At 75.2% G+C, this 25,899-nt stretch carries 26 protein-coding genes; 10 read left to right on the top strand and 16 right to left on the bottom strand.

The genetic code is table 11. From position 1 onward, the window contains the following. The first annotated feature begins 159 nt into the window (after positions 1–159). Positions 160–2,502, top strand: a complete 2,343-nt coding sequence (locus PUR56_RS35100; RefSeq protein ID WP_329951936.1) for a collagenase — start codon at positions 160–162, stop codon at positions 2,500–2,502. 97 nt (positions 2,503–2,599) lie between these two features. Here PUR56_RS35100 and PUR56_RS35095 read toward each other — a convergent pair whose 3' ends face one another. From PUR56_RS35095 to PUR56_RS35075, 5 genes are all read right to left on the bottom strand, one after another. After that, a complete protein-coding gene (locus PUR56_RS35095) occupies positions 2,600–3,085 on the bottom strand; it encodes a GNAT family N-acetyltransferase (protein WP_329878135.1) in 486 nt (161 codons plus the stop codon). A gap of 98 nt (positions 3,086–3,183) precedes the next feature. Then, on the bottom strand, positions 3,184–3,414 hold the full coding sequence (locus tag PUR56_RS35090) for a hypothetical protein (RefSeq protein ID WP_329951935.1): 231 nt from the start codon (positions 3,412–3,414) through the stop codon (positions 3,184–3,186). 92 nt (positions 3,415–3,506) lie between these two features. Beyond that, a complete protein-coding gene (locus PUR56_RS35085) occupies positions 3,507–3,662 on the bottom strand; it encodes a DUF6131 family protein (protein ID WP_329878134.1) in 156 nt (51 codons plus the stop codon). Between the two features lie 167 nt (positions 3,663–3,829). Then, a complete protein-coding gene (locus tag PUR56_RS35080; RefSeq protein ID WP_329951934.1) occupies positions 3,830–6,280 on the bottom strand; it encodes a SpoIIE family protein phosphatase in 2,451 nt (816 codons plus the stop codon). 178 nt (positions 6,281–6,458) lie between these two features. Further along, the gene (locus PUR56_RS35075; RefSeq protein ID WP_329878132.1) at positions 6,459–6,632 is read right to left on the bottom strand and encodes a CsbD family protein; all 174 of its coding nucleotides are present in this window, start codon (positions 6,630–6,632) and stop codon (positions 6,459–6,461) included. 207 nt (positions 6,633–6,839) lie between these two features. Here PUR56_RS35075 and ddaH point away from each other — a divergent pair, with 207 nt between their 5' ends. Together ddaH and PUR56_RS35065 are read left to right on the top strand one after the other, a co-directional pair. Next, on the top strand, positions 6,840–7,781 hold the full coding sequence (gene ddaH / locus PUR56_RS35070) for a dimethylargininase (RefSeq protein ID WP_329951933.1): 942 nt from the start codon (positions 6,840–6,842) through the stop codon (positions 7,779–7,781). Positions 7,782–7,809: 28 nt separating this feature from the next. Further along, the gene (locus tag PUR56_RS35065; RefSeq protein ID WP_329951932.1) at positions 7,810–8,841 is read left to right on the top strand and encodes an iron-containing redox enzyme family protein; all 1,032 of its coding nucleotides are present in this window, start codon (positions 7,810–7,812) and stop codon (positions 8,839–8,841) included. A gap of 43 nt (positions 8,842–8,884) precedes the next feature. On the opposite strand, the gene PUR56_RS35060 is transcribed toward PUR56_RS35065, so the two are convergent. Together PUR56_RS35060 and PUR56_RS35055 are read right to left on the bottom strand one after the other, a co-directional pair. Beyond that, positions 8,885–9,103, bottom strand: coding sequence for a CDGSH iron-sulfur domain-containing protein (locus PUR56_RS35060; protein ID WP_380363416.1), 219 nt, complete (start codon positions 9,101–9,103; stop codon positions 8,885–8,887). Between the two features lie 82 nt (positions 9,104–9,185). Continuing rightward, positions 9,186–9,839, bottom strand: coding sequence for a HemK2/MTQ2 family protein methyltransferase (locus PUR56_RS35055; RefSeq protein WP_329951931.1), 654 nt, complete (start codon positions 9,837–9,839; stop codon positions 9,186–9,188). A gap of 509 nt (positions 9,840–10,348) precedes the next feature. On the opposite strand from PUR56_RS35055, the gene PUR56_RS35050 reads away from it, so the two are divergent. The 3 genes from PUR56_RS35050 to PUR56_RS35040 all read left to right on the top strand — a co-directional run bounded on the left by PUR56_RS35050 (position 10,349) and on the right by PUR56_RS35040 (position 11,718). After that, positions 10,349–10,516, top strand: coding sequence for a hypothetical protein (locus PUR56_RS35050; RefSeq protein WP_329951930.1), 168 nt, complete (start codon positions 10,349–10,351; stop codon positions 10,514–10,516). A gap of 123 nt (positions 10,517–10,639) precedes the next feature. Then, positions 10,640–11,125: a flavin reductase family protein gene (locus PUR56_RS35045; protein WP_329951929.1), complete on the top strand. Its 486-nt coding sequence runs from the start codon at positions 10,640–10,642 to the stop codon at positions 11,123–11,125. 44 nt (positions 11,126–11,169) lie between these two features. Then, complete coding sequence (locus tag PUR56_RS35040; protein ID WP_329951928.1) at positions 11,170–11,718, top strand: DUF6328 family protein; 549 nt, start codon at positions 11,170–11,172, stop codon at positions 11,716–11,718. 198 nt (positions 11,719–11,916) lie between these two features. Here the strand turns inward: PUR56_RS35040 and PUR56_RS35035 are convergent, their stop codons facing one another. The 6 genes from PUR56_RS35035 to PUR56_RS35010 all read right to left on the bottom strand — a co-directional run bounded on the left by PUR56_RS35035 (position 11,917) and on the right by PUR56_RS35010 (position 19,937). Then, complete coding sequence (locus PUR56_RS35035) at positions 11,917–13,164, bottom strand: beta-ketoacyl-[acyl-carrier-protein] synthase family protein (RefSeq protein ID WP_329951927.1); 1,248 nt, start codon at positions 13,162–13,164, stop codon at positions 11,917–11,919. Next, positions 13,161–13,427 (bottom strand): acyl carrier protein, encoded by a 267-nt coding sequence (locus tag PUR56_RS35030; protein ID WP_329878117.1) that lies wholly within the window; start codon positions 13,425–13,427, stop codon positions 13,161–13,163. Before PUR56_RS35030 ends, PUR56_RS35035 begins: the two co-directional genes overlap by 4 nt. Then, positions 13,424–14,572 carry a beta-ketoacyl-ACP synthase 3 gene (locus tag PUR56_RS35025; protein WP_443034611.1) on the bottom strand — a complete coding sequence of 383 codons (1,149 nt, stop codon included), beginning with the start codon at positions 14,570–14,572 and terminating at the stop codon, positions 13,424–13,426. Before PUR56_RS35025 ends, PUR56_RS35030 begins: the two co-directional genes overlap by 4 nt. 152 nt (positions 14,573–14,724) lie before the next feature. After that, positions 14,725–15,564, bottom strand: a complete 840-nt coding sequence (locus PUR56_RS35020; RefSeq protein WP_329951925.1) for an SDR family NAD(P)-dependent oxidoreductase — start codon at positions 15,562–15,564, stop codon at positions 14,725–14,727. Between the two features lie 110 nt (positions 15,565–15,674). Beyond that, positions 15,675–16,667: a 3-oxoacyl-ACP synthase III family protein gene (locus tag PUR56_RS35015; protein WP_380356642.1), complete on the bottom strand. Its 993-nt coding sequence runs from the start codon at positions 16,665–16,667 to the stop codon at positions 15,675–15,677. A 192-nt stretch (positions 16,668–16,859) separates the two neighbouring features. Beyond that, positions 16,860–19,937, bottom strand: coding sequence for an acyl-CoA dehydrogenase family protein (locus tag PUR56_RS35010; protein ID WP_329951923.1), 3,078 nt, complete (start codon positions 19,935–19,937; stop codon positions 16,860–16,862). 239 nt (positions 19,938–20,176) lie between these two features. Between PUR56_RS35010 and PUR56_RS35005 the strand changes: the two genes are divergently transcribed. Continuing rightward, positions 20,177–21,520 (top strand): tetratricopeptide repeat protein, encoded by a 1,344-nt coding sequence (locus PUR56_RS35005; RefSeq protein ID WP_329951922.1) that lies wholly within the window; start codon positions 20,177–20,179, stop codon positions 21,518–21,520. 372 nt (positions 21,521–21,892) lie between these two features. Here the strand turns inward: PUR56_RS35005 and PUR56_RS35000 are convergent, their stop codons facing one another. Genes PUR56_RS35000 through PUR56_RS34990 form a run of 3 tightly spaced genes read right to left on the bottom strand, consistent with a single transcriptional unit; the run spans position 21,893 to position 22,900 of the window. Next, a complete protein-coding gene (locus tag PUR56_RS35000; protein ID WP_329951921.1) occupies positions 21,893–22,378 on the bottom strand; it encodes an NUDIX hydrolase in 486 nt (161 codons plus the stop codon). A 43-nt stretch (positions 22,379–22,421) separates the two neighbouring features. Then, positions 22,422–22,697: a hypothetical protein gene (locus tag PUR56_RS34995; protein ID WP_329951920.1), complete on the bottom strand. Its 276-nt coding sequence runs from the start codon at positions 22,695–22,697 to the stop codon at positions 22,422–22,424. Next, positions 22,694–22,900 carry a hypothetical protein gene (locus PUR56_RS34990; protein WP_329951919.1) on the bottom strand — a complete coding sequence of 69 codons (207 nt, stop codon included), beginning with the start codon at positions 22,898–22,900 and terminating at the stop codon, positions 22,694–22,696. The genes PUR56_RS34995 and PUR56_RS34990 overlap by 4 nt, the downstream gene beginning before the upstream one ends. A 169-nt stretch (positions 22,901–23,069) precedes the next feature. Here PUR56_RS34990 and PUR56_RS34985 point away from each other — a divergent pair, with 169 nt between their 5' ends. The 3 genes from PUR56_RS34985 to PUR56_RS34975 all read left to right on the top strand — a co-directional run bounded on the left by PUR56_RS34985 (position 23,070) and on the right by PUR56_RS34975 (position 25,765). Further along, positions 23,070–23,900: a helix-turn-helix domain-containing protein gene (locus PUR56_RS34985; RefSeq protein ID WP_329951918.1), complete on the top strand. Its 831-nt coding sequence runs from the start codon at positions 23,070–23,072 to the stop codon at positions 23,898–23,900. Continuing rightward, positions 23,887–24,096, top strand: coding sequence for a DUF397 domain-containing protein (locus PUR56_RS34980; RefSeq protein ID WP_329951917.1), 210 nt, complete (start codon positions 23,887–23,889; stop codon positions 24,094–24,096). Before PUR56_RS34985 ends, PUR56_RS34980 begins: the two co-directional genes overlap by 14 nt. A 337-nt stretch (positions 24,097–24,433) precedes the next feature. Then, on the top strand, positions 24,434–25,765 hold the full coding sequence (locus tag PUR56_RS34975; RefSeq protein WP_329951916.1) for a hypothetical protein: 1,332 nt from the start codon (positions 24,434–24,436) through the stop codon (positions 25,763–25,765). The last annotated feature ends 134 nt before the right edge of the window (positions 25,766–25,899 follow it).

The following is a 25,899-nucleotide window of genomic DNA, read 5'->3' as shown; positions in this document are numbered from 1 at the left end:
CCGCTGCGCCCCGGTTCCGGCACGGCTCCGCCGACCGCCACCGACCGGCCCGCACGGGTATGTGCACGGCCGCCTCCCCCATCCCCCGGCCCTGCGTGGTGGTTCGCGCACCCCACGGCACCACCCCATCAGCACGCCCTCACACCTTCAGGAGTCCCGGTGACCCCCACCGCTCCACGTCTGCGCACGGTCCTGCTCTCCGCGGCACTCGCCGTCACCCTCGCGGCCCCGCTCATCCAGAGCGCCCGGGCCGCCACCCCCTCGACCACCGCCCTCCCCGCGCCCGCCGCGGCCCCGGCGCCGCAGCCGGCCACCGGCCCCCACGGAGAGGTCGCGCACGCACCCGGCCAGGCTTCGCCGGGCGCCCCCGGCCCGGAGGGCGCTCCGGGCACCGCCGCGATGCAGCCGACGACGACCGCCGGGCAGCCGGTCGCCGACCCTGCGAGCGCCCCCACCCCCCTCGCCGCCGACCAGGGCGCGGCCTGCTCCCCGGCCGCCTTCGCCTCGCTCGGCCCGGCCGCCCTGGCGGACTTCCTCGCCGACCCCTCCCACGGCTACGACGACTGTCTGCGCCCGCTGCTGGGCGGCTGGCGTCCGGAGCTCGCCAAGGTCTTCACCACCGCGCACGTCCGCGCGGTCGCCGACCGGATCAGCACCCTCGCGCCGCGCTTCGACGCCACCAACAACCTGAACCAGCAAGGGCTCTGGTACTACCTGCACGTCGCGGTCCTCTTCGACTACGGCCACGACGAACTCGACTTCAACGACGACACCACCACCACCGCGATCGAGCGGGCGATCGCCGCCTACACCGCCAACCCGCGGGTCTTCGAGCCGACCACCGCGAACGGCCTCGCCATGGGCGAGCTGCTCCAGACCTCCACCGCACCCAGGCTGCGCCCCGGGCGCCTGCCGCTCACCGAGCGGGTCCTGAAGTCCTTCGCCCCCGGCGGCCCCGCCGTCGGCGACCGCGGCTGGAACTGGGCGGTGCAGAGCGCCCTCCAGATCAACTTCCAGGGCATCAACAACGTCGTCGAGGACCAGGGCCGCTACCAGGCCGCCGTGGCCGCCGCCCCCTCCTTCCGGGAGGCCCTCCGCGCGTACGCCGGCTACACCCACCTCAAGGGCACCGAGAGCGAGTGGGCCGTCCGCGACGCGATGTCGGAGTACTCCCGGCTCCACGCCGTCGAGTCGATCAGGCCCGAACTGAAGGCCAACGCCGGTGCGATGATCACCAGCCTCCGGAACACCTTCGGCCGGCTCAGCGCCCCGTGGAACAACATCGCCGTCCTCGTCAACGACACCGGCATCTGCGGCGGGCACGACGCCTGCCGGGCCGACCTCGAACGGGAGGTCTTCCCCCACACCTACAGCTACGACAACGGCACCCTGATCGTCCGCACCCCCCTCGACCGCGCCACCGCCGACCAGCTCTACTACGCGACCAAGCAGGTCAAGGCGCAGTTCTTCCGGGTGATCGGCACCGACCGGCCGCTCGCCGACGACGACCACCCGGTCCTCACGGTGCGCCTGTACGACACCAAGGCCAACTACAAGTCCCTGCAGTACCTGCTCTTCGGGATCAGCGACGTCGAGAACGGCGGCATGTTCCTGGAGGCCCCCTCGACCTTCTACACCTACCAGCGGACCTCCCTGGAGTCGACCTTCAGCCTGGAGGAACTGTTCCGCCACGAGTACACCCACTACCTCAACGCCCGCTGGGCCATCCCGGAGACCGGCTACACCGACCGCTGGCCCTCCGACGCCACCTTCACGATGAACGAGGGCACCGCCGAGTACTTCGCCGGCTCGACTTCCAAGGACGGCGTCAAGGCCCGGCGGACCATGGTCGACCAGATCGCCGCCGAGGACCGGGGCGGCCTGACACGCCTGACGGTCGACCAGATCCTGCACGCCACCTGGTCCGGGTACCAGTTCCGCGCCTACCCGTACGCGGCCACCTTCTTCAACATGCTCGGCGAACGGCACTCCGACCAGCTCGCCGAGATGTACCGCCTGCTGCGCGCCGACGACCTCGCCGGCTACAACGCCTGGCGCGACCGCCTCGGCCGGGACGCCGGCCTCCAGCGCGACTACACCGCCTACCTCGACGCCGCCATCGGGCGCCTCCCCGGCCTGTACGTGCCCGTCACCACCTACACCTCCAACGGCCAACTCAGCTACGCCTGGGCCTCCGAGGTGCGGGACGCCTTCACCCGGTCGACCCAGAACGCGCCGGTCTGCAAGGACAACGCCGACTGGAACAACACCATGCGGTTCACCTGCTCCGGCCGGATCACCGCCAACCTCACCAACCCCGCCGACGCCGGGCAGACCCGCAAGGACATGTCCGGGACCATCGACTACTACCTCCTCGCCCGCGGTGGCGGCGCCGCCAACAACCTGGCCGACATGAACTGCTGGTTCGGCAAGGTCGACGTCTGGCCCGCCGGCCGGGCCGGCACCGCCGACTACACCTGCGAGGGCCCGCTGCGCCGCTGACCGGGCGGCACCCGCCGCGAAGCCGTGAACGGGAACCGGGCCGGTCGGCCCGGTTCCCGCCGCGTCGCCCCGGAGCCGCCCGGGGCGCGCCCGGCCGTCAGAGCCGACGGAACATCACATGCTGGCCGACCAGCCCGTGTTCGGGGTGGTCGAAGGTCCCCGGGACGGTGCCGACCACCTCGAAGCCCAGCGACGTCCAGAGGTGCACCGCGGGCTCGTTGACCTCCACGACCGCGTTGAACTGGATCCCGCGGAACCCCTGCGCGCGGTGCCAGGCGACGACGTACTCGCCGAGCGCCCGGCCGATCCCCCGCCCCTGGTACGCCGGGTCGACCAGGAACGAGCCGGTCCCGATGTGCGCGCCCCGCCCGGGCTTGTTCGGCCCCATCTTCGCCGAACCCGCGACCACCCCGTCCACCACGGCCACCACCGTCCGCCCCGGCGGCGGCTCCATCCACCACGGCCTCGCCTCCTCCAGGCTCTGCCGCTCGGGGAACGCGTACGACCGGCCCTCGGCCATGATCGCGGAGTAGAACGGATAGATGGTCGGCCAGTCCTCGTCGGAGGCGATACGGATCTCCATCCGCGACAGGGTACGCGGCCACCCGACGGTGCACGACCGGTATACCCCGGCCGCCGCGCGACGTGAGGTCGCGCGGCGGCCGGGGCACCGGACGGGGGTCAGTTCCAGGGGTTGGCGGGCTGGTCGTCGATCGCGACCCGGAAGCGGGTGTTGTCGGGGATGGTGCCGTAGGCCCGGAAGGTCCGGCCGCCGGTCCGGGCGGAGTCCGGTCCGTAGCGGCCGTCGTGGTGCTCGGCCTCGCGCCGGCCCGCGCCGAAGGAGGACCGGCAGACGGTGTCGGCCGCGGGACGGCCGTCCCGCCCGGCACGGTCGCCGGGCGGGACGGTCACGGTGCTGCGAGGTCGGACGGGAGCTTCGGTTCCCGGTCGGGGCGGTGCCCCTCGCCCCGGCCGCTGCGGCCCTCCTCGATGCAGCTCCCCCGTTACCAGTAGTGGCGGCGTCCGCCGACCTCGTGGCCGACTGCGCCCATGATCCAGAGGACCACACCGATGAGAACCAGGACGAGGCCGATGGTCCACAGGATGGAAACACCGGTGACGAACCCGATGACGAGGAGGATGACTCCGAGGACGATCACGACGGTCTCCGTTCCACCCCCCACGTTGTCGCTCTCCGCCGGTGCGGAGGCCCACCCTGCGCCTTTCCCGATCCCGGCCCTTCAATCGGCGATCCCGCCACCGGTTGCGGGGCGGCGGCGCCCGCCGGGTCCGGCCGGGCGGGCGGGCACCGCCCCCGGGTGGGCGCTCAGGTCAGCCGGACGCCGACGACGCAGGTGTCGTCGTCCGGGTTGGGGGCCCGGAGCCGGCGCAGCACGTGGTCGAGGCAGCCCTGGAGCCCCGGCGCCCTGTACTCCTCGACCGCCCCGAGCAGCCGCCCGAGTCCTCGGTCGAGGCCCTCGTCGCGCCGCTCGACCAGTCCGTCGGTGAAGAGCAGCACCAGGTCGTCCGGTTCGAGCGTCAGCACGGTGCTGCGGTGGACGGCGGCCGGGTCGGCCCCGAGCAGCGGTCCCGGCGGCGGGTCGAGGTAGCGGGCGACGCCGTCGTGGACCAGCAGGGGCGGCAGGTGCCCGGCCCTGGCCCAGGTCAGGGTGCGGGCGGCGGGGTCGAGCCGGCCGCAGACGGCGGTGGCGACGAAACCGCCGCCGAGGTGGCAGAGCATCCGGTTGAGGAGCTGGAGCAGCCGGTCCGGTCCGGCGTCGGTGAAGGCCAGGCCGCGCAGGGCGTCGCGCAGCTGCGCCATGCCCGCGGCGGCCTGAAGGCCGTGCCCGGAGACGTCGCCGACCACGGTGAGGACCGTCCCGTCGGGAAGGGTGAGGACGTCGTACCAGTCGCCGCCGACCTGGGGGTCGCTCCCGGCCGGCACGTAGCGCGCCGCCACGTCGAGGTTGCGCGCGGGCGGGCCGCCGGGAACGTCCGTGAGCGCGTGCCGGAGCGCCCGGACGGCGCGGTGCTCGACGGCCGTCCGGCGGACCTGCTCGGCGAGCCTGGCCCGGGTGTCGGCGAGCGCCCACTCGGTGTGCCGCCAGGCGGTCACGTCCTGGATGACGCCGCGCACGGCGAGCACGTCGCCGTCCCGGCTCCCGGGGACGGTCTCGGCGATCGCCCGGACCGTCCGGACGGCGCCGTCGGCACGGATCACCCGGAACTCGAACGCGGCGGAGGCGAGCCCGCCCAGCAGGCGTTCCGCGAGGGCCCGGACGGCGGCGCGGTCGGCCGGCGCGACGGCGGCCTCCGCCTCGGCCGGGGCCAGCGTGCCGGGCGCGGGCCGCTCCGGCAGGCCGAGCAGCCGGAAGACCTCGGCCGAGCAGTCGAGCCGCGCCGGGGAGACCTCCCACTGCCAGGTGCCGAGGCCGGCCAGCCGCTGGGCCTGGGCCAGCTGCTGCTCCCGGCGTTCCTGCTCGTCGTGGGTGCGCCAGCTGACCAGGATCCCGTCGAGGAACGGCGTGGCGTGCAGCGTCATCGTGGAGCCGTGGACGGCTCCGCCGACGATCTCGACGTACTGCTCCGCCTCCCTGCGGTACGGCACACCGGAGGCCGCGACGTCGAGCAGGTGCTGGAAGGCACCGGAGGCGACCATGCCCGGGTAGAGCTCGCCGAGCAACCGGCCGGTGATGTCCTGGCCGGTGCGGCCGGCCAGGTCGACGGTGGCGGCGTTGGCGTGCACGACGCGCAGGTCGGTGACCTTCCCCGCGGGCGCGCGGACGGTGTGCAGGATCAGGACCGGATCGAGGAGGGCGTCCAGCACCGCCCGGAACCACGGCTCCCCGGCGGGCACCGGCCCTCCCTCCCCGCCGGGGACGAGCACCCGCAGCAACTGGGCGGCGCACAGCCGGGCCAGCGCGGACAGGTGGTGCTCGGTGGCCCGGTCCGCGCGGAACGTCCCGGGCCAGCCGAGCTTCATCGCGCCGATCAGCCGCTCGCCGGTGCGCAGCGGCAGTGCGCAGACGGTGTCGCCGGGGACGAGGTCCTCGCCCTTCAGGTCGGGGTACCGCGCGCCGAACTCGGAACGCCTCACCCAGACGGTGGTCCCGCCGCGCGCGGCGTCGGTCAGCGGCAGGGACGTCTGCGGAGGGATGCGCTGCCACTGGCTGAGCTGGTGGGAGGGGACCCCGTGGCTGGCCACCAGCCGCAGCGCGCCGTCGGGCTCCAGCACGGTGAGGGCGACCGCACCGACGCCCAGCGGGGCGAGGGCCACCTCGGTGAGCAGGGCGGCGAGCTCGTCGGGCGACTCGGCCGAGGCGAGCGCGGAGGCGGCCATGTGGTACCGGGCGGCGAAGTCGCCCCGGACCGCGGGAGCACCGGCCCCGGGCCGGGCCGGGGCCGGGCCGGGCCTCTCCGGCGGGGCCGACGGCCCGGCCGTCGGCGGAGGCGCGGCCGTCGGCGGCGCGGCGCCGGTGGTGTGCCCGTCAGCGGTGTGCCCGTCGGCGTCCGGGACGCGCTCGTCGTGGTCCGGCGGCGCGACGCTGCCGACGAGGTCGGCGGCGAGGTCGGCGAGCTTGCGGTTGCTGTCCTGGGAGAGCCGGACCAGGTGGCCGAACGCCGCGTCCGGGGAGCACGAGATCCGCTCGATCAGGATGCCCTTGGCCTGCTCGATGACGGCGCGCGTCCGCATGGCACGGCGCTGGCCCTCCACCTCACCGCGCAGCCGGTCGATGGTGGCCCGCAGCCGGGCGCTCTCGCTCTCCGGTTCCGACATCCGCGTCCCGCTGGTCCGATCTGCCGAGGCCCCGGTCCGCGCGCGGGCGGCCGGGGCGCGGTGCGAGGCACCGCGTGGAGATTCCAGCGTAGGACGGGCGCGTACTCCTGTCCTTCCTGCGGCCGGGGGCCCGCACCCGGTGACCCGGGACGGGCACCCCGACGACCCGCAGGGGCGGTCAGTGCTTGGTGGCGTCCTTGAGCTTCTCGGCGGACTGCTTGACGTCACTCTTCGCCTGGGTGGCCCGGCCCTCGGCCTTCAGGCCCGGGTCGTCGGTCGCGTTGCCGACCGCTTCCTTCGCCTTGCCCTTCGCCTTCTCGGCGACGTTCTTCATCTTCTTGCCGGCGCTCATGGTGTCGCTCCTCCGTGGTCGGGCCGGCCCTGGTCACGCCGGCGTCCCTGGGCGTCTGCTCCCGTCCGCGGACCTGAAACCGTCCGACCGGCACCGTCTCGGTCCGTCCCGGCCGGCACCGTCCCGGTCCGACTGGACACGCCCGCCGTGGGCAGACGCTCGCCCGGGGGCCGTCGAGGGGCCGTCGAGCCCGGAGGAGTGACCACCATGTCCGACCGCGTACGCACCCCGCGCCGGCGCCGGCTGCTGATGTGCCCGCCCACGTACTTCTCGGTGGACTACGCGATCAACCCGTGGATGGTCCCCGGGCGGCCGGTCGACCGGCCGCGGGCGGTCCGCCAGTGGGAGGCGCTGGTGGGCGTGTACCGCTCGCTGGGGCACCGGGTGGAGTTCGCCGACCCCGTACCCGGACTGCCCGACATGGTCTTCAGCGCCAACGCGGCGACGGTGGTGGACGGCCGGGTGCTGGTCTCCCGCTTCCGCCACCCCGAGCGGGCACCGGAGGCGTCCGCGTTCCTGAGCTGGTTCACCGGCCGCGCGTTCACCGAGGTCACCACGGCCTCGCACATCAACGAGGGACAGGGCGACATCCTCGCCGCAGGCCGCGTCCTGCTCGCCGGGACCGGCTTCCGCACCGAGCCCGCGGCGCACGACGAGGTCCGCCGCCGCCTGGGCCGGCCCGTGATCACCCTGCGGCTGACGGACCCGCGCTTCTACCACCTCGACACCGCGCTGTGCGTGCTCAGCGACACCGAGGCGGCCTACTACCCCGGCGCGTTCGACCGGGCGGGCCGGGCGGCCCTGGAGTCGCTCTTCCCGGACGCCCTGCTCGCCACCCGGGAGGAGGCCGGGCGCTTCGAGCTGAACGCCTTCAGCGACGGCCGTCACGTCGTGCTCCCCTCCACCGCGGACCGGCTGGCCACCCGCCTCTCCGGACGGGGCTTCGACCCGGTCGGGGTCGACATGTCGGAGTTCCGCGGGGCCGGGGGCGGAGCCAAGTGCTGCACCCTGGAACTCGAAGCGGACCGGCCGGGCGGCGCCCGCGACGACGGCGCCCGGACAGGCCGCACCCGCCCGAACGGAACCCGCACCGACCGCACGCGCACCGACGCGACCCCGCCCGGCACCACCCGCACCGACGCGGCCTGACCGCCGCCCGCGTCCGAAGGAGGTCACCGTGATCGAGACACCCCGACCGCCCGGCCCGCCCGCCGCGCGCGGCCCGCTCTCCGAAGCCGTTCTGACCGCCCTCTCCTCCGGCCGGCCCGGCGGGACGGACCGGCTCCGGCCGCCCCCGGACCGCACGGACGACCCGTGGGGCGAGGACCTGCACCTGGCCCTCTACCTCTGCTACGAGCTGCACTACCGCGGCTTCGAGGGCGTCGACCCCGACTGGGAGTGGGACCCCGAACTGCTGCGGCTGCGCCGCGAGCTGGAACGCCACTTCCTCACCGCCGTACGGGAGGAGACCGGCGAGCCGCCCCCGCTGGACGACCTGCTCGACCTGCTGCTCACCGAACCGCGCACCGGCACCGGCCCCTCCCACTTCCTGCTCGCCCGCGGCGAGCGCCGGCAGGCCCGCGAGTACCTGGTGCACCGCTCGCTCTACCACCTCAAGGAGGCCGACCCGCAGCTGTGGGCGGCGCCCCGGCTGGGCGGGGCGGCGCAGGTGGCCTTCCTGGCCGTCGAGTACGACGAGTACGGCGCCGGACACCCGGACCGGGCCCACTCCCGGCTCTTCGCCGAGATGATGGCGGACTTCGGTCTGGACCCCATCTACGGCCGCTACGTCGACGCGGCGGCCGCCCCGGCGCTGGCGGTGGTCAACCTGATGTCGCTGTTCGGCCTCCACCGGGCGCTCAGGGGTGCGCTGGTCGGACAGTTCGCCGCCGTGGAGATCACCTCCTCACCCGGGTCCGCCCGCCTCGCGCAGGCCTTCGGACGGCTCGGCGCGGGACCGGCCGGCACCCGGTTCTACGAGGAGCACGTGGAGGCCGACGCCGTGCACGAGCAGCTGGTCCGGCACGGCGTGATCGCCCCGCTGCTCGCGGCGGAGCCGGGGCTGGCCGGCGACGTCGCCTTCGGGATCGCCGCGGGTTCGCTCGCCGAGGACCGGCTCTCCGCCCACCTGACGGAGGCGTGGGCCGAGGGGCGCAGTTCCCTCCGCGGCGGGCCGCTGCCGGAGGGGCCGGAGGGGCCGGAGGGGTGAGCGGGTGAGCCGCTCACCCCTCCGGGGGTCACCGCTCCGGGGGTCACCGCTCCGGGGGGTGCGCCGGGGGCCCCTCGACGGGAGCGGGTGAGCCGCCGGGGCGGTGGCGGCGGTGGCTGGTGTCGCAGAACGGGTAGCGGCGGCTGCGCCCACACGCACAGAGGGCCACCAACGGGCGGTCGGAGCGGACCGTGGCGCCGTCCGGCAGCACGATCTCCACCGGGCCCTCGATCAGCACCGGTCCGCGCTCGACGGGCCGCACCCGCCGCACCCGGTCCGACCGGGCCTGCGGGGCCGGAGGAACCGTCCCGCCGGTCCCCGCCGGCTCCGGCGGTCCGGGCCGCTCAGGCCGGCCACGCACCGCGGATCACCACCAGCTCCTCCTCCCGGTCGCCCGGGTCGATCAGGCCGCGGCTCTCGAACCACGCCGCCCGCCCGGTCATCACCGGCCCGAAGACCTGGCGCCGCCGGGCCACCACCTCGGCCGACAGCCCGGACCGCCCGAGGGCGCGCAGGGTCTCCGGGACGTCGGCGAGCGAGGACTGCACCAGGAGCAGCACCCCGTCGCGCGTCAGCAGGCCGGGGGCCTCCCGGCAGATCCGGTCGAGCAGCAGGCGCCCGTCCGGACCGGCGTCCCAGGCCCGCGCGATGCCCCGCCGGGGGCTCCCGGCCCGCTCGGCGGGCACGTACGGGGGATTGCTGAGCACCAGGTCGAACCGCCGCCCCCGGACGGGTCCGGTGAGGTCCCCGTGGCACAGCCGGATCCGGTGCCGGTGGAGCCAGGCGTTCACGCCCGCGGTCGCCAGGGCCAGCCAGGACACGTCCACCGCCGTCACCCGGGCGCCCCGGTCGGCCGCCGCGAGCGCGAGGGCCCCGGTGCCGGTCCCCAGGTCGAGGCAGCGTGCTCCGCGCAGCGGTCCCTCGCGGGTGAGGCTCTCCGCCAACAGGGCGGTATCGCCCTGGGCCGGGTACACACCGGGTGGTCTGAGCAGCAGCATGCCGCGCGCCTGCCCAGGATCGGCCTGCCCAACCGGACGGCCGCCCGACCTAGGCCCGCCGGGGCCCGCCTAGGCTCGCCGGGGCCCGCCTAGGCTCGCCGGGGTCCGGCAGGGTCCGGCGGGGCGCTCGTCCGCCGGGCCGGGACCGAACCCGACGGCGCGGGGCCGTGTCGACCGGCGCACCCCGGGTAGACGTGGAGCCCCGGCCACCGGCAACCCGCCGATGGACGTCCTGAAGGGAACCAGAGACCATGACCGTCCCCGTCCCGCCCGGCCCGGACACCCACCCCCCGGCGCCGGGGCCCCCGCTGCCCGGACCGGGTGATCCGACCCCGGGCGGCCCCCGGCCGTTCCCGGCGCCGCCGGACCCGGTGCCCCCGGTGCCGTCGCCTCCGATCCCCGGACCGGGACCCGACCCGGTGCCGCCGCCCGCACCGGCCCCAGGGACGCCCCTGACGCGCTGACCGCGCGGCGGGCCGGACACCGCACGGAACCGAAGGAGGCCGGCCGTGGCGCTCGTACTCTTCCTGATCATCGTCGCGATCGTGCTCGGACTCGTCGGCGTGGTCGCCGACGGGCTGCTCTACCTGCTGTTCGCCGGCATCGCGGTGCTGGCCGTGGCCCTGATCGTCGCCGCGGTCCGGTTCCGGCGCGGGGGCCGGCAGGCGCCGCGCTGAGCCGGGGAACAGAACCGGGGCGCCGAACCGGGGCGCCGAGCCGGGCACGGCCGGGTCCGGGCCCGCCGGGAGGAATCCCGGGCTCGCGACGCGGGCATCACCACCGCGAGAGGAGACGGCACCATGAGCGGGTTCGACGCGTTCACCGCGCTGCTCGACTACCCGGTCCACGTCGTCACCGCGGCGGCCGGCGAGGACCGGGCGGGCTGCCTGGTCGGCTTCGCCGGACAGTGCTCGATCGAGCCGCCCCGGTTCACCGTGTGGATCTCCAAGGCGAACCACACCTACGCCGTCGCGTCGCGCACCACCGTCCTGGCGGTCCACGCGCTGCCGCGGCGGCGTCACGACCTCGCCGAACTCTTCGGCGGCCGTACCGGCGACGAGGTCGACAAGTTCGCCTCCGTCGCCTGGACCCCCGGCCCGGGCGGCGTCCCCGTCCTCACGGACGCCGCCGCCTGGTTCGCGGGGCGCATCCGCGACCGGGCCGACTGGGGCGACCACGTCGGGTTCCTCCTCGACCCCCTCACCGCCGGTGCCGGAGCCGGCGGCGACCCGCGGGCGCTCTCCTTCCGCGACGTGCAGGACATCGACGCGGGGCACCCCGCATGAACAAGGCCCGGCCGGAACATCCGGCAGCGCCGGAGAGGCCCCCCGTGACCACGGACCGCGACACCGCCGCCCCGCGCTCCGGCCGCGACGAGACGCCCGCAGAGCGGGCGGACCGCCTCTGGACCGACATGCTCCAGGAGGTGCGCGTCACACAGACCGGCGCCCAGATCCTCTTCGGCTTCCTCATCGGCGTCGCCTTCACCCCCCGCTTCGCCGCCCTGCCCGACTTCGACCGCAACCTCTACGTGGCCACCGTCCTCCTCGGCGCCGTCTCCACCGGCGCACTCGTCGCCCCCGTGGCCTTCCACCGCTTCCTCGCCGGCCACGGCCTGAAGCCCGAACTGATCCACATCGCCGGCCGCCTCATCGCCGTCGGCCTGGTCACCCTGGCCCTGACCATGGCCGCGGCCCTGCTCCTGCTGCTGCGCACCGCGCTGGGCGACACCACCGTCGCCTGGGCCCTCAGCGCCGCCGTCCTGCTGTGGTTCACCACCACCTGGCTCGTCCTGCCCCAGCTGGTGCTGCGCCGGGCCGCCGCCCGCCGTGGGGGCCCCGGCGACGGCCCCGACGACGGCGACGGCCGCAGGGCCTGAGCCCGCCCCCGGGGAGCCGGTCCTCCGGGGCCGCGCCGGTGGTCGATCCGGCACCGGCAGGCAGGTGGTCCGCGACCCTGTCGGACTCGGCCTCGTCCAGGCCCGTCGCGAACCGCGCCAGGATCGCGACCGCCGCCCCCGGAGGCCGATGACCGCCCGGCGGATCGGCCGGTCCGGGGATCGGCCGATCCGGGGTGCTCAAGACCTCCGCGGGCCCGCGGGCACGAAGGCCAACGCCGTGTTGTGGCCGCCGAATCCTGCCGAGATGCTGAGCGCCAGGCGCAGTCGCTGCCGCCGCGGCCGGCCGTGGACGACGTCGATCCGGGCGGTGTCCCGGTCCGGCACCGCGAAGCCCGCGGTGCCGGGCACCGTCTGGTGCTGGAGGGTGAGCACGGTCAGGGCGGCCTCGACGGCACCGGCCGCGCCCATGGTGTGGCCCAGGACCCCCTTGGCGGACGTGACGGACGGGGGGCGGCGGGCGAAGAGGCGCTCGATCAGGCCCGCCTCCGCGCTGTCGTTGAGCCGGGTACCGGTGCCGTGGGCGTTGACGTGGTCGACGTCGTCCGGGCCCGCGCCCGCCTCGGCCAGCGCGTTCCGGACGGCCGCTTCGAGGCCGCGGGCCCGCGGGTGCGGTGCCACGGGGTGGTGGGCGTCGGCCGCCGTCCCGACTCCCACCAGCAGGGCCCGGACGGGCGCCCGCCGGTCCACCGCGTCGGCCCGGCGTTCCAGGACCGTGAAGCCGGCTCCCTCCCCGAGGACGAAACCGTCACGGCCCGCGTCGAACGGACGCGAGGCACGGGAGGGGTCGGGGTTGCGGGAGAGCGCCCGCATCCGGGCGAACGCGGCGACGCAGACCGGGGTGACCATCGCGTCGGTCCCGCCGGCCAGGGCGATGTCGCAGGCCCCGGCGTGCAGCAGCAGCGCGGCGGTGTGGACGGCCGCGGCGCCGGAGGCACAGGCGGTCGCGGTGTGCAGCACCGGGCCGGTCACGCCCAGGTCGATGGCGAGCTGACCTGCCGCCATGTTCGGCAGGAACGCGGGCAGCGCCAGCGCGGAGACGCCGGACGGCCCCTTCGCACCGAACCGTTCCGTCGCCCGCTCGTAGCTGCCCACGCCCCCGGCGGCCGACCCGAGGACCACGGCGACCCGGGCGCCGTCCCAGTCGGCGGGGCTCAGCCCCGCGTCGGCGACCGCCTCCCGCGCGGCGACGAGCGCGAAGTGGGTCGCGCGGTCCAGCCGCCAGGAGTCGCGGCCTCCGAGCAGCGCCCTGGCGTCGAACCCCGGGACCCGGCAGGAGATGCCGACCGGCAGTCCGGTGAGCGCCGGGTCCGGGGCGGCCGTGGCGCGGGCGTCGAGGACGCCCTGCCAGGTCGGGCCGACCCCGGACCCGGCCGGGGTCACCAGGCCGATCCCGGTGACGGCGAGCGGCGGGCGGGCCGCACTCACTCCGGTGCCCCGGGCTGCGCGGTCGACTCGGCGAGCAGCTCGTGGACGCGGTCGACGAGCCGGCCCACCGTCACGTCGGCCGCGGAGTCGCCGTCGTCGTCGAGGCCGACGCCCCAGTGCTCCTGGAGGTTGACGACCAGTTCGACGCGGGCGAGCGAGTCGAGGTCCAGCTCGCCGAGGGCGGCGTCGTCGCCGATCGCGTCCCGGGGGACCTCGAACTGTCCGACGAGCAGGGCGACCAGGTGTTCGCGTACGGGGTTCACGGGGCGCTGACCTCCTTGTCGGCGGGCTCGTTCCCGGGCTCGCCGTCGGGCTGGGTGTCGGGTGGTGGACCGGCGGGTGGTGGGCCGGCGGGCGACGAGGTGTCGGGCGACGGGGTGCCCGGCCGGGAGCCGGGCCCTGCGTCGGGCCGGCCGTCGAGCGGGCGCGGGCGGGCCTCCGGGGCGGAACTCCGCACGGGGACGTCGGGCCAGAGCAGGGTGGCGGAGGCCCAGGTGAGGCCGCCGCCGAAGGCGGTGAGCAGGGTCGGCGCGCCCGGCGCGCAGACGCCCCGGGCGGCGGCGTCCGCCAGCGCGAGCGGCACGGAGGCACCGGCCGTGTTGCCCACGTCGCGGATGTTCCCGAAGCGGTGCTGCGCCGCGATGCCCAGCCGGTCGGCGACGGCGTCCAGGATCCGTTGGTTGGCCTGGTGCCCGATGAAGGCCCTGACGTCCCCGGGCCGCCATCCGGTCGCGCCCAGGACGGCGGCGGAGGAGGCGGCCATCCGGCGCACCGCGTGCGCGTAGACCTGCCGGCCGCGCATCCGGAAGTAGCGCTCCTCGCGCCCGAGGCCGTCGCCGGGGGCGGGGAGCCGCGCCCCGCCCCCGGCGACGGCGATCAGGTCGCACCCGCCGCCGTCGCTCCCCCAGTCGGTCTCCAGCAGCGCCCCGGGCTCGGCGACGTCGCCGGGGCGGAGCAGCACCGCTGCCGCCGCGTCGCCGAAGAGCGGTGCCGTGTCGCGGTCGAGCGGATCGGTGATCGCCGAGTACTTCTCGGCCGCGACGACCAGGGGCGCCCGGCAGGTCCCGCTGCGGAGCAGGGCGGCGGCCGTCGTCAGGGCGTAGAGGAAACCGGAGCAGACGGCCGCGAGGTCGAACGCGGGCACGGTCCCCAGGCCGAGGCGGTGCGCGACCTCCGGCGCGGTGGCCGGACAGGGACGGTCCGGTGTGGTGGTGGCCAGCAGGACCAGGTCCGGCCGCGGTCCGGCGGGCCCGGCCGAGGCGATCGCGGCGCGGGCCGCGGCGGTGGCCAGGTCGCCGGTGCTCACACCGGGCCCGGCCACCCGCCGGCGGTGGATGCCGGTGCGGCCGACGATCCACTCGTCGGTGGTGTCGAGGCCGCCGCGCTCGATGACCTGTCGGTTGGTCACCACCAGCGGCGGGAGGCTGGTGCCGATCCCCCCGATCACCGCCGCCGGCCGACGCACCGTCCGATGCGCCGCCCGGCCCGCGCTCCGGTCCGTGGTCGCGCCGCCCGGGGGCACACCGCCCGGGGGCCCGCCCGCGGCGCCGCGCGGGGGCGTCATCGCGCGAGGAACGGGGACGGCGGCTTCGGGATGCCCGCGAGACCGCCGTCGGGGACGGACAGCCCCCCGTCCAGGACGACGGCCTGCCCGGTGAGGAAGGCGGAGGCGGGCGAGGCCAGGAAGAGCGCCGCCGAGGCGACCTCCTCCGGCTCGGCCCAGCGTCCCAGGGGCACGTGGGCGAGCAGCCAGTCGCTGAGTGCGGCGTCGGTGTGGACGGCGGCCGTCATGTCGGTCCGGACCCAGCCCGGACACAGCGCGTTGACCCGGATGCCCGAACGGGCCCACCCCACCGCGAGGCTGCGGGCCAGCGACACCTGGGCCGCCTTGGTGGCGGCGTACACCTCCATCAGCGGCGTACCCACCAGACCGGCCACCGAGGACATCAGCACGACGCCGGCGCCGTCGGACCGGGCCAGGTACGGGTGGGCGTGCCGGCAGACCGCCGCGGTGGCGTTGAGGTTGACCGCGACCACCTCGTCCCACACCGGCTGCGGGAGGAGTTGCAACGGCGCGAGGAGCGCGCTGCCGTCGGGCTCGGCGGGCAGGATCCCGGCGTTGTGGACGACGACGTCGAGGCCGCCCAGGGCCTCGGCGGCGTGGTCGACGAGCACCGCCTGCCCGGTGTCGGCGAGGTCGCCCGGGGCGAGCACGGGGCTGTCGCCGTACTCGGCGACCAGCTCGGCGGTGTGCTTGAGCGCGGCGGCGGTGCGGGCGGACAGCGCGAGCCGCGCGCCGGCCTGGGCGAACGCGACGGCGACGGCCTGTCCGATGCCGCGCGAGGCGCCGGTCACCAGTGCGCGTCGGCCGTCGAGCCGGAACCGGTCGAGGACGGTCATGACGGGGCTCCTCAGATGCTGACGCGCCGCCGGGACGCGCGGGAGGTTCGGGGTTGGGGGCCGGGGGGCCGGAGGGTCGGGATCCGGAGGGATCGGGGGCGCCGGACGCCTCAGGAGGCGGGGGCGCGCAGGGCGGGCGCACCGGTCCAGGTGAGCAGGGCGCTGCCCCAGGTGAGCCCGGCGCCGAGGACGCAGACGAGGAGGCGGGCGCGGTCGGGCAGCAGGCCGCGGGCCGCGGCGTCGGCCAGCGCGAACGGGGCGGAGGCCGCGCCGATGTTGCCGGTGAGGTGCCCGGTGATGTGGAGGCGCTCGGGCGGGATGCCGGTACCGGCCGCGACGGTGCGCAGGAGCAGCGGGTTGGGCTGGTGGGTGATGAAGGCGTCGATGTCCTTGAGGTCGAGGCCGTGTTCGGCGAGCGTCTCCTCGACCATGCGCGGGAAGACCTCGATGATGAAGTCGCGCACGGCCCGGCCGTCCATGTGGATGTGGTGCAGCCCGTCCGCCAGGCTCCGGGGGCCGGCCGGTATCCGGCTCCCGCCGCCCGGGATGAGCACGTGGTGCGCGCCGCGGCCGTCGGAGCGGAGGCGGAAGCCGTGGAAGCCCCCGCCCCCGGGCACCGGGCCCAGCACCGCGGCGGCGGCGCCGTCCGCGAAGAGCACGGCGGTGCCCCGGTGGGAGGGGTCGACGAACTTCGAGTAGGCCTCGACGCCGACGACCGCCGCGTACCGGATGCCCGGGGTCGTGGAGAGCCAGTCGTGGGCGACCTTGGCTCCGAAGAGCCAGCCGGAACAGGCCGCGCTGACGTCCAGCGCCACCGCGTTCACGGCACCGGTCAGGGCCTGGACGCGGCAGGCGGTCGCCGGTCCGAGCTCGTCCGGCGTGGAGGTGGCCGCGACGACGACGTCGAGCAGGTCCGGCGGGATGCCGGCGGCCTCGCACGCGGCCAGCACGGCGGCGGCCGCGAGGTCGGACGCGGCCTCACCGCTCGCGGCCACGTGCCGTTCGACCACTCCGGTGCGTTCGAGGATCCACTCGGCGGACACCCCCGCGAGCCGGCCGATCTCGTCGTTGCCGCGCACCTCCGCGGGCAGGTACGTGCCCATCCCCAGCACGCCGATCGCGGAGGAGGTCCTCCCCGCCACCACGGGCTCCTTGTCCGGTCTCACGGTGTGCTCCTTCTCTGGTCGGCCCGGGGGGCCGGAACGGGGTGTGGAACGGGTGGCCGCACGGGACCCGGAACGGGGCCGTGGGGATCACCGGGGGCAGCACGGGGCATCACGGGGCATCACGGGGCATCACGGGCCGGTGTCGCGGGTGCAGCCGTCGACGTCACGGGGGCCGTGGGCGTCGAGCAGTGCGGCGGGGTGGTCGGTCCGGTCGAGTGCGGAGAGGGCGAGGCCCCGGCCGGGGTCGAGGGCGTCCACGATGTCCGGGAGGACGGGTCGCAGCCGGTCGCAGAGGGCATCCGTCGCGGCCGGGAACGCGCGCACGGTCGCGGGCGCGAGCACGCCGGCCGCCAGCAGCGGCCCGGCCAGCCGCCGGGCCCGGCGGAGTCCCGCGAGCGCCGCGAGGTCGTCGGCCAGGGGCACGGTCCACCCCGGGCCGTCCGCGCCGGCCGCCACGACACCACCCGCCGCCGCGTCGGCCGCCAGCCGGCAGGCCAGGACGTCCCCCAGGTCCAGGGCATCCGCCAGCAGCGGGTTCCAGAGGTCCAGCGCCCGGCGCCCGGCCGCGACGCCGGCCGCGTGCGCTGCCGCGAGGTCGTCGGCGAGCCGGTCCTGCAGGGTCGCGGCGACGTGCGGCCACCACGCCACGTGCAGGGGCTCGCTCAGATCGTTCGGATCGCCCAGGTCGTTCAGGTCGTTCAGATCGCTCGGCTCGCGGGCCGCGTCCGCCGGACGGACCGGGCGCTCCTCGACGAGGGCCCGCCCGGCGTCGAGGAGGATGAGGGTGTTGTCCCCGCCCGCGTTGTCGAAGGCGCGGGCGAAGCCGAGGTACCCCGCGAACCGGTTGCCTTCGAAGAAGCCGGACACACCGCACCGGTGCTGCAATCCGTCGATCAGTTCGGCCACCGACCGCGTGCTGTACGCCTTGTAGAGGGCGAGCGCCCGGTCGACGCCCGCCCACGGGGAGAAGGTCATCGCCGTCTCCGGCCGCTCGGCCGGCCCTGCGGCGCGCCCGGCCGCCCACGCGGCCAGGGCCGCCCGTGCGGTGCAGCGCAGCGCGTACGCCTCCGCCAACCCGCCGATCACGGCGTGCTGCTGGGTGCGGTACTCCAGGACGGGTACCCCCGGAGCCAGCCGGCCGTGGGTCCGACGGCCGGCGCTGAACCGCCAGGCCATGGCCGCGCTGCGGCCCGCCAGGCCCGCCATGGCCGAAGGCAGGGTGGCCCACAGACCCTGCCCGCAGCTCAGGGTCCGTCGGAGGCGGGCGTCGGGACCGGCCGACGGGTCGTGCAGCACTCCGGCGTCGTCGATCGTGGCACCGTCCGCGAGCCAGCGGTCGACGGGCACGCGCACGCCGTCGAAGCGGACCAGGCCGTAGGGCAGCGGGAGGGCGTCCATGGCGACCGGGGCCGAGATCGAGACGCCCGGCGCGGGCCGGCCCTCGGCACCGGTGATGTCGACGAGGAACGAGAACACCCCGCCGTCCCGGCCCTGTGTCAGCAACCGCGCGCACACCACCGCCTGCTGGGGCAGCCCCGCCGCGGCCACCGAGGAGAACTTCGCGGCGCGCTCGTCCGGGGTGCGGAGGACGAACGCGCGGCGCGCCACGTCGAAACGTGCCTCGGTACGGATGCCGAGGTGGCTGCCGGCCTCGCCGATCTCGGTGACCATGAAGGAGCCCTTGGTCCGGGCGTGTGCCAGCGCCCCGGACGGGTCGGCCTCCTCCCCGCCCAGGAGGACCAGCGATCCGACGCACAGCGTGTAGTGGGAGAGGAACGTCTGGTAGAGCGGCGGATCGGCGAGGACCGTCGCCTCCCCGAGGGCGGCCAGGAGTTCGGCATCGGCGACCACCTCGGCGGCGGGCGGCAGCAGGGCGGCCAGCCTGGTCAACCGTCGGTGGGCGCGGGTGTCCGTCCGCAGGTCGGCGGGACCGCCCCGCGCCGGCCCTCCCGGCTCCTCACCTCCCGCCTCCGCACCTCCCTGCTCCGCGAATCCCGGCTCCGTGTCTCGCTTCTCCGGCTCGTCCCGGATCGGATCCTCCGCCAGCACCTTCCCGAGCTCGTCCCCCCGTCCCGGTGGAAGGAGTGACGTCAGGCGCGCCACGACGTCCGCGGCCCCGCGCCGGTGCCCGTCCCGCTGTCCGGTGTTCACGACGCCTTCTCCCTTCTGCCCGCCCGGCCCGCGCCGGGCGAGGTCCGGCGGGGACGGACGCCCCGGGTCGTCCGCGTGCCCTCCCGTCCCGGCGGTGGGCCACCCGCCGTCGAAGACCGGTGCCAGGGCCACGACGTGCGGCATGGCGAGCCGCACGCTGGTGGTGAGCGTCCGGCCGGTGCCGGCTTCGAGCACCTGTGAGGCTCCGACCAGCGCCGGGCCGATCACCTCGGGCAGCGCGAAGGCGCGGACCAGGCAGGCGGACAGCGCCCGCGGCAGGTCCGTGTCCCGCCGGTGGAACCGCCCGGCGACCGCCGAGTAGACCGGCCGCTGCGGCGGGCCCAGGTGCAACTGCCGTGCGTAGTGGGCGAACGCGCCGGCCTCCCGGGCGAGCGCCGGGTGGTGGCTCATGAACGGCAGCCGCAGCCGGTGGACGACCACGCCCCGGCGCCTGGCCGACGACTCGACCGCGGCGAGACCGTCCGGGCTGCCGGAAAGCACCGTCTCCCCGGCATGGTTGACGCAGGCCACCACGACCGATCCCGCCCCGGGTCCGGCCTCGGCCATCAGTCTGCGGGCCCGGTGCTCCGCCGCGCCCAGCAGCGTCATGCCGCCGCCCGCCCCGGTCAGCAACTGCCCGAGCCGGCAGGCCAGACGGGCCCCGTCGGGGATCGAGCAGGACCCCGCCGCGGCGAGCGCGGGTATCTCGCCGAAGCTGACCGCGAGGATCCGGTCGGCCCGGAACCCGTCCGCTTCGAACGCCCGGTGCACCGCCATCGACACGCCGAACAGGGCGAGTTGGACGGTTCCGGGCGGTTCGCCCGCCAGTACGCCCGCGCTGATCACCCGCCCACCCGCGAGCCGCGGACCGATCGGCGCCACGCCGAACTCGGCGGCGACCGTGTCGGCTTCGTCGAAGACCTCGACGACCGCCCGCGCCAGCGACGGGACACGGGGAAGGATCCGCAGCAGCGGGGTCAGGCTGAAGTCCCCCTGACCGGGGAACATGTGGACCACCCCGCCGGGCGCCGCGGAACTCTTCGGGCCGGTGATCACGGGCACCCTCCACACATCGGGGCGCTCCGGGAAGGACCCGCCGGTACCCCCGATGGTGTCGCCGATCACCGGTCGCACCGAGCCCCCGGCGGCCTCCGGCCCGTCAAGACTTGGGGGCCGTCAATTTTCTTTGTTGTCAAGAACCTTGAGGCCGGGCTGGCTAGCATGGCCGGTGAGCGCAGGGGCCTTCCCCGTCGGGGATCCCCGCGTCCGGCCCACGGGACCTCCCAGGGGGAGACATGACCGGCCGCCGCATTCCCAACACCCGTCTTCGCGAACTGCTCGGGGAATCCCGCTGGAGCGGTGAGGAGTTGGCCCGAGCCGTCAACCGGGCCGCCGCCGAGGCCGGGACGAGCCTGGCCTACCGGCGCGCGTCCGTCCACCAGTGGCTCACCGGCGCGGCGCCCCGCAGACCTGCGGCGCACTTCGTCTGCGCCGCCCTGACCCGGCGCCTCGGGCGTACCGTCACCCTCGCCGACGCGGGATTCACCGGAGCCGGGGCGGAGGATCCGACGGAGGTGTCCGACCAGGAGGCGCTCCGCAGCCTCGCCGCGGCGGTGGCCGTTCCGGACCGGCACGGCGAGCTCCTCCCCTACCGCCCGCTCACGGCCGAGGAGTACGTCACCGCCCTCGTCCGGCCGACGAGGGACGGCGCCCCGCACCACCTGTCCGACCACTCACCGAAAGCCGAACCGGACACCGACCCGGACGTGCTCCGGCAGTTGCTGACCGTCTTCGCCACCGTCGACCGCACCCAGGGCGGCGGCCAGGCCCGCACCGCGCTCGCCGGGCTGCTCGGCACCACGGTGGCCCCGATGCTCGGCCGGCCCTGCGGTCCCGTGCGGCACACGCGCCTGCTGGGCGACGCCGCCCGGCTCAGCTACCTGTGCGCGTTCATGCACGTCGACGACGAACTCAACGGCCTGGCCGGCTGGTACTACCGGATCGGCCTCGCCCTCGCCCGCCGCGCCGGCGACACCGCCGCCCAGGCCATGGTGCTCAGGGCCATGAGCACCCAGGCGTACGAACTCGGCCGCCACCGCCAGAGCCTGCGGCTCGCCCGGGCCGCCGCCGCCTGCCCGATCGGCGCGGCGCCACCACGGCTCCGCGCCTCGGTGCTGGGGCAACTCGCCCTCGCCGAGGCCGCGTCGGGCGACGGCGCGGCGTCGCTCCGCCATCTCCGCGACGCCCACGACCTCCTCCCGCAGATCGTGGGCCCGCCACCGCCGATCGGCGACTACCACCGCGCGTCCTGGGACCACCAGCGCGCCCTGGTGCGCGCCGAACTCGGCGACCCCGCCGGGGCGATCAGGTCCCTGGAGACGTCCGCCGCCCGCCGGCCCCGGGCGGAACCCCGCTCCCGCGCCGTCGTCCTCGGCCGGCTCGCCGAGTGGCAGCTGGCCGCCGGGCACGTCGAGGGCGCGTGCGCCTCCTGGCACGCGTTCCTCGACGTCTACCCGCTGTTGTCCTCCCGCCGGATCCACGCGGCCAGGGCGCGGCTCCCCCGCCTCCTCCTCCCCCACCGACGCCGCCCGGCCGTCGACCACCTCATCCAGCGCGCCACCGCCCTACGCCCGTCCTGACCGCCCCCGGACACCCCGCCCGACGACACCCCGCCCGACGACGCCCAGCACCCCGCGGACCCCGCAGGGTCGGCGCACGCGCCCGAGCGCCTTGAGGGGGTGACGGAGCTCCCGCCGGACCGCCCGGACGGCATTCGCCCACCGGGCTCCGCCCGGCAGACGGTCGGCGCCGTCGGAGCTCGTCGACCGCCACGAGCGCGGCGTCCCAAGGGCAGGCCTCCGCCCGCCCCTGGCCCGCCGTGCCAGCTCCTCGTCCGAGAGGGCCGACAACTGCCCCCCGGGGCCCGGTCACCCCGCCACCGACGCGTAGCGATCAACGGCCATCTGCCCGCCTGGCTTCGTGCGCCAGGCGGGCACGTGCGTTCACCACTCCTACGCCGCCGGGACACCCCGGAGGAGCATGGGCAGGTGGGCGCCCCGGCCGAGGGCGTCGAGGGCCTGTTCCAGCCGGCGGTGCTGGTCGGCTTCCATCAGGTCGCCGAGTTCGGCGCGGTGGGCCCAGCGGAGCTCGACGATCTCCGCCGGCGGCCGGTGGCGTCTCACGATCTCCTCCTGGGTCGGCACGAGTCTGCCGCCCCAGTAGACGAAGTTCACGCCCTCGGGCAGGAGTTGCATGCTCACGTAGTCCACGGCGAGGACGCGGGCGAGCGGGAGGGCGAGGCCGGTCTCGGTCTCGGTGTGGCGTCGGGCGGCGAGGTGCGGGAGTTCGTTGCGCTCGGCGCTGCCGCCGGGGAGCATCAGGCCGTTCTTGTAGGTGGTGCCGATCAGGAGCACGGCACCGTCCCGGTTGAGGATGAGGGCCTGGTGGCCGAGGCGCCGGCCCGGCGGGTCGGTCAGGATCCTGGGCAGGGAGGTCATCACGGGTTCTCCAGCGGAGTAGGTTGCGGGGAGGGATCCGAGCTCAGGCTGACTGCCCGCGGCTCTGGACGTGGCGGAAGCGGCGGCGATCTCGACCGGTGTCTTCCGGCGGCGCCGTGTCCTCGGGGCGGGGAACCCAGACGCCCGGGGCCGGCAGTGCACCGATCACTCCGGTCGCGAAGACGAGCCCGACGACCAGGAGCCACGGGCCGAGGGGTCCGTGCCTGATCGGCCAGCCGACCGCCAGGGCGGCGAGTGCGCTGAGCGCCACGACGACGGCGTACACCAGCGGCGCCATCACCCCGAGTCGGGGTTTCACGTGACCTCTCCGATCGGGGCCACCGAACGCGGCGGGCTCGGGTGCTGCACGTTGACGAAGCGGGGGGCGTCCAGCCGCTGGACGCTCTCCGGTCTGGTGGTCCACTCGCAGCCACCGTGCTCGGAGCGGAGGTAGTAGAGCCCGGCCAGGCAGTCCATGCAGACGCCCTCCACCGGCTCGCCTCCCAGCCCTCGCTTGGCCAAGTCACGGACGATCTCGCCGATTTGGGGACGATACGCGGGGTTCGACTTCATTCGCGGCATAGCGGCCACTCCCTTCTGTAGTCGGTTCACTACCTGGGGTGGCCAAGACTGACGTACAGTCGGCGATACCTTCAACATGTCGGCTCCGAAGGAAGAGATGCCATCAACCATGAATCGCAAGGAGCTTGACCCGACGCAATCCCCTGCTGCCGCGTTCGGCGCAGAACTCCGCAGGCTGCGCGAGGAGCGCGGGTTGACGCAGCAGCACGTGGCGCACCTCACCGGCTACTCGGCCGTGCACGTGTCCGCCGTGGAAACTGGCCGCAAGCCTTCAACCGAAGCTTTTGCGAGAAGACTTGATCAAGCATTCGGGACGCGAGGTCACTTCGAACGGGAGTGGCGCAAGGCAGGCAGATCTGTGCTGCTCGAAGGCTTCACCGAGTTCCTGCGAAGCGAGGCGGACTCGGTCGCGCTGAGGCTGTTCGAGATCAACGTCGTGCCCAGTCTCTTCCAGACGCCGACGTACGCCGAGGCCTATCAGAACGCCCGCGTGCGCCGAGGTCGCGCGACGCAGCAACAAGCCGAGGACCGAATCGAACTACTGCTGCAGCGCCAGAAGCGCATCACCGAGACCGGGCCGCGCGTCCACGCCGTCATAGACGAGGGCTGCCTGCACCGCGTCGTCGGAGGCCCCACAGTCATGGCCGAGCAACTCCGCCACCTGGAGACACTGGCCGCTCACCCTCAAATCATCGTGCAGGTATCGCCGTTCACGCTCGGCGAGGACCGGCCCTTCGCTCACCCGATCACCTTGCTGACCATGCCCAACGGCTCAGTGCTGGGGTACGGCGAAACTCAGCGGCGCGGGTACTTGGAGCGCGACGCAGCAGCACTGGCGGTTTGGGCCGGTGAGTACGATGAACTACAGGTTGAGGCGTTGTCGAGGGCATCCTCAATCGAGTTCATTCGGCGCGTTCGAAGAGGATTTGAGAATGGTTGACCTGACAGCGGCCACGTGGCGCAAGTCGAGCCACAGCGCCCAGGAAGGGCAGTGCATCGAGGTCTCGGTCGACTTCCGGAGCTTCATACCTGTCCGCGACTCCAAGGACCCGCAGGGCCCGGCCCTCGTCTTCCCGGCCGCCGAGTTCGCGGCCTTCCTCACCGCCCTCCGGGCAGGCGAGTTCGGCGAGATCTGACGGCCGGCATGCAGGAGGCCCCCGCTCGATCGAGCGGGGGCCTCCTACGGCTCCCCCCGTAGCCGACGGAGGAGGAGACCCTGGCGCCGGGTTCGAGAGCGCCGCAGCCCCGGGCCCGCATCACCGGCACCACCGGCACCGGGCGCGCCCCGGCGCCGGTGGCTCTGTCACAGGACGGTCCCCGCTCGGTGAACGGATCCCGATCGCCGTTCCCAACTACCTTTCACAGCGCCATTCTTGGACCGGCGACCGGACGTCACGACCCGTCCGGGCGAAGGCGGAACGCCGGAGCGGGCCCGTAGGGCGGGACCCTCCGGGCGCGAGCGTAGGGGGACGGATGAGATCGGTCACGGTCATCGGCGCCGCCGCGGTGTCGGACGAATCCCCGCCCGAGTGGATGTGGAGGGTGATCCGGGGCGGGCAGCACGTCGCCGACACGCTCGGCATCCCCATCCATCTGACCACCGGGGACCCGTACACCTCCTTCGGGGTGATCGTCATTCCGGTCCTCCTGGTTCTCGTCCTCGTGGGTGTCCAGGCCGGGCCCATCGCGCGCGCCCTCACCTCCCGGGACTTCTGGGACGACACCGGCCGCCTGCTCGGCGTGGCCCAGTTGCTGCTGCTCCTGCTGGCCTACGCGTTCGGATCGGGAGGGCAGGCCCGCTCGTTCGGCGCCGCCGTCGGGAACCTCCTCTCCGGGCAACTGGCGGACCTGCTGCCGATGGCCGTCGCGACCCAGTTTCTGTTGCTCTCCGCGCTCTGGCTGGTGGTGGGCGCGTCCGCCGGAGTCCGCCGTTCGGACCTCACGGCCCCGTTCGACGCCGTCCGGGGCATGGCGCTGATCGCGGTCTTCGTCGTGGCGTTCACCGCCGCCTGGATGGCGCCGCCCCTGGGCGAGGGACCCACCGCCCGGCTGCCCGCGGCGGCAGCGGTCGGCGCCGTCCTCCTCCTGTTCGGCTACCTCAGCGCCGTCAGCCGCGGACACGAGCAGCGGCCGCACATCGTGCGTCGGCGCCGCGAGATTCTGGAGCACAGCTTCCGCAGGCGCGGCGAGGCACCGGGACACGGCCCGGAGAACCGGCCCGAAGACGCGATGATCGCTGCGCTGCTCGCCCGGACGCAGCAGCGGCCCGCACCGTCGGCGGGCAGCATCTGGCGGCCCGCTCCGGCCCTGGTCCTGCGGATGTGCCTGCTCTGGTCGGTGCTGCTCGGTGTGCCCGCCGCAGCCGTCACCTGGGTCTTCAGCACCGGGCACTTCCCCCCGCCCGACTTCCGGGGCGTCATGCGCGTCGAGCTGGCCGTCCTGTCCGTCATGGTGCTGATGATGGTGTTCTCGTTCCGGCGCGGGCTCGACGGCCGGATCCGGGTGCCCCGGGCGGTTCCCCGGCTGATCGACCTCAGCCTGATCCTCTCGGTCGGCTGGCTGGGTCTGTCCCGTGCCTGGAGTTCCCCGGTGACGCTCGGCCCGCTGCCGGCCTGGGCGGTGGCGCTGGGGCCGCCGCTGGTGATCGCCTCGCTGGTGCTCGTGCTCGGCGTCCTCCCGCACTGGCGGGAGACCCCGCGGCTGGCCGTCGCCCTGACCGTGGCCGTGGCCGCGGGACCGCTCGTCCTACCCCTGCGCTCGGCCCTCGAACACCTGCTGGGCGGCATCGTGAACGTCCTCGGCTAGCCCCAATGCCGTGTAGATAGAGCTTGCGGATTCCTGTCACGGGTCTGGTGTGGTCAGGATGTCGATGCTGATGGTGGCTTTGTAGCTGGTCCGGTCGATGGTGCCTTTGGCGTTGTACTTGGAGATCGCGCGTT

The organism is Streptomyces sp. BE303 (assembly GCF_036290945.1).
GTDB lineage: Bacteria > Actinomycetota > Actinomycetes > Streptomycetales > Streptomycetaceae > Kitasatospora.
This window is presented reverse-complemented; position numbering and strand designations above follow the sequence as displayed.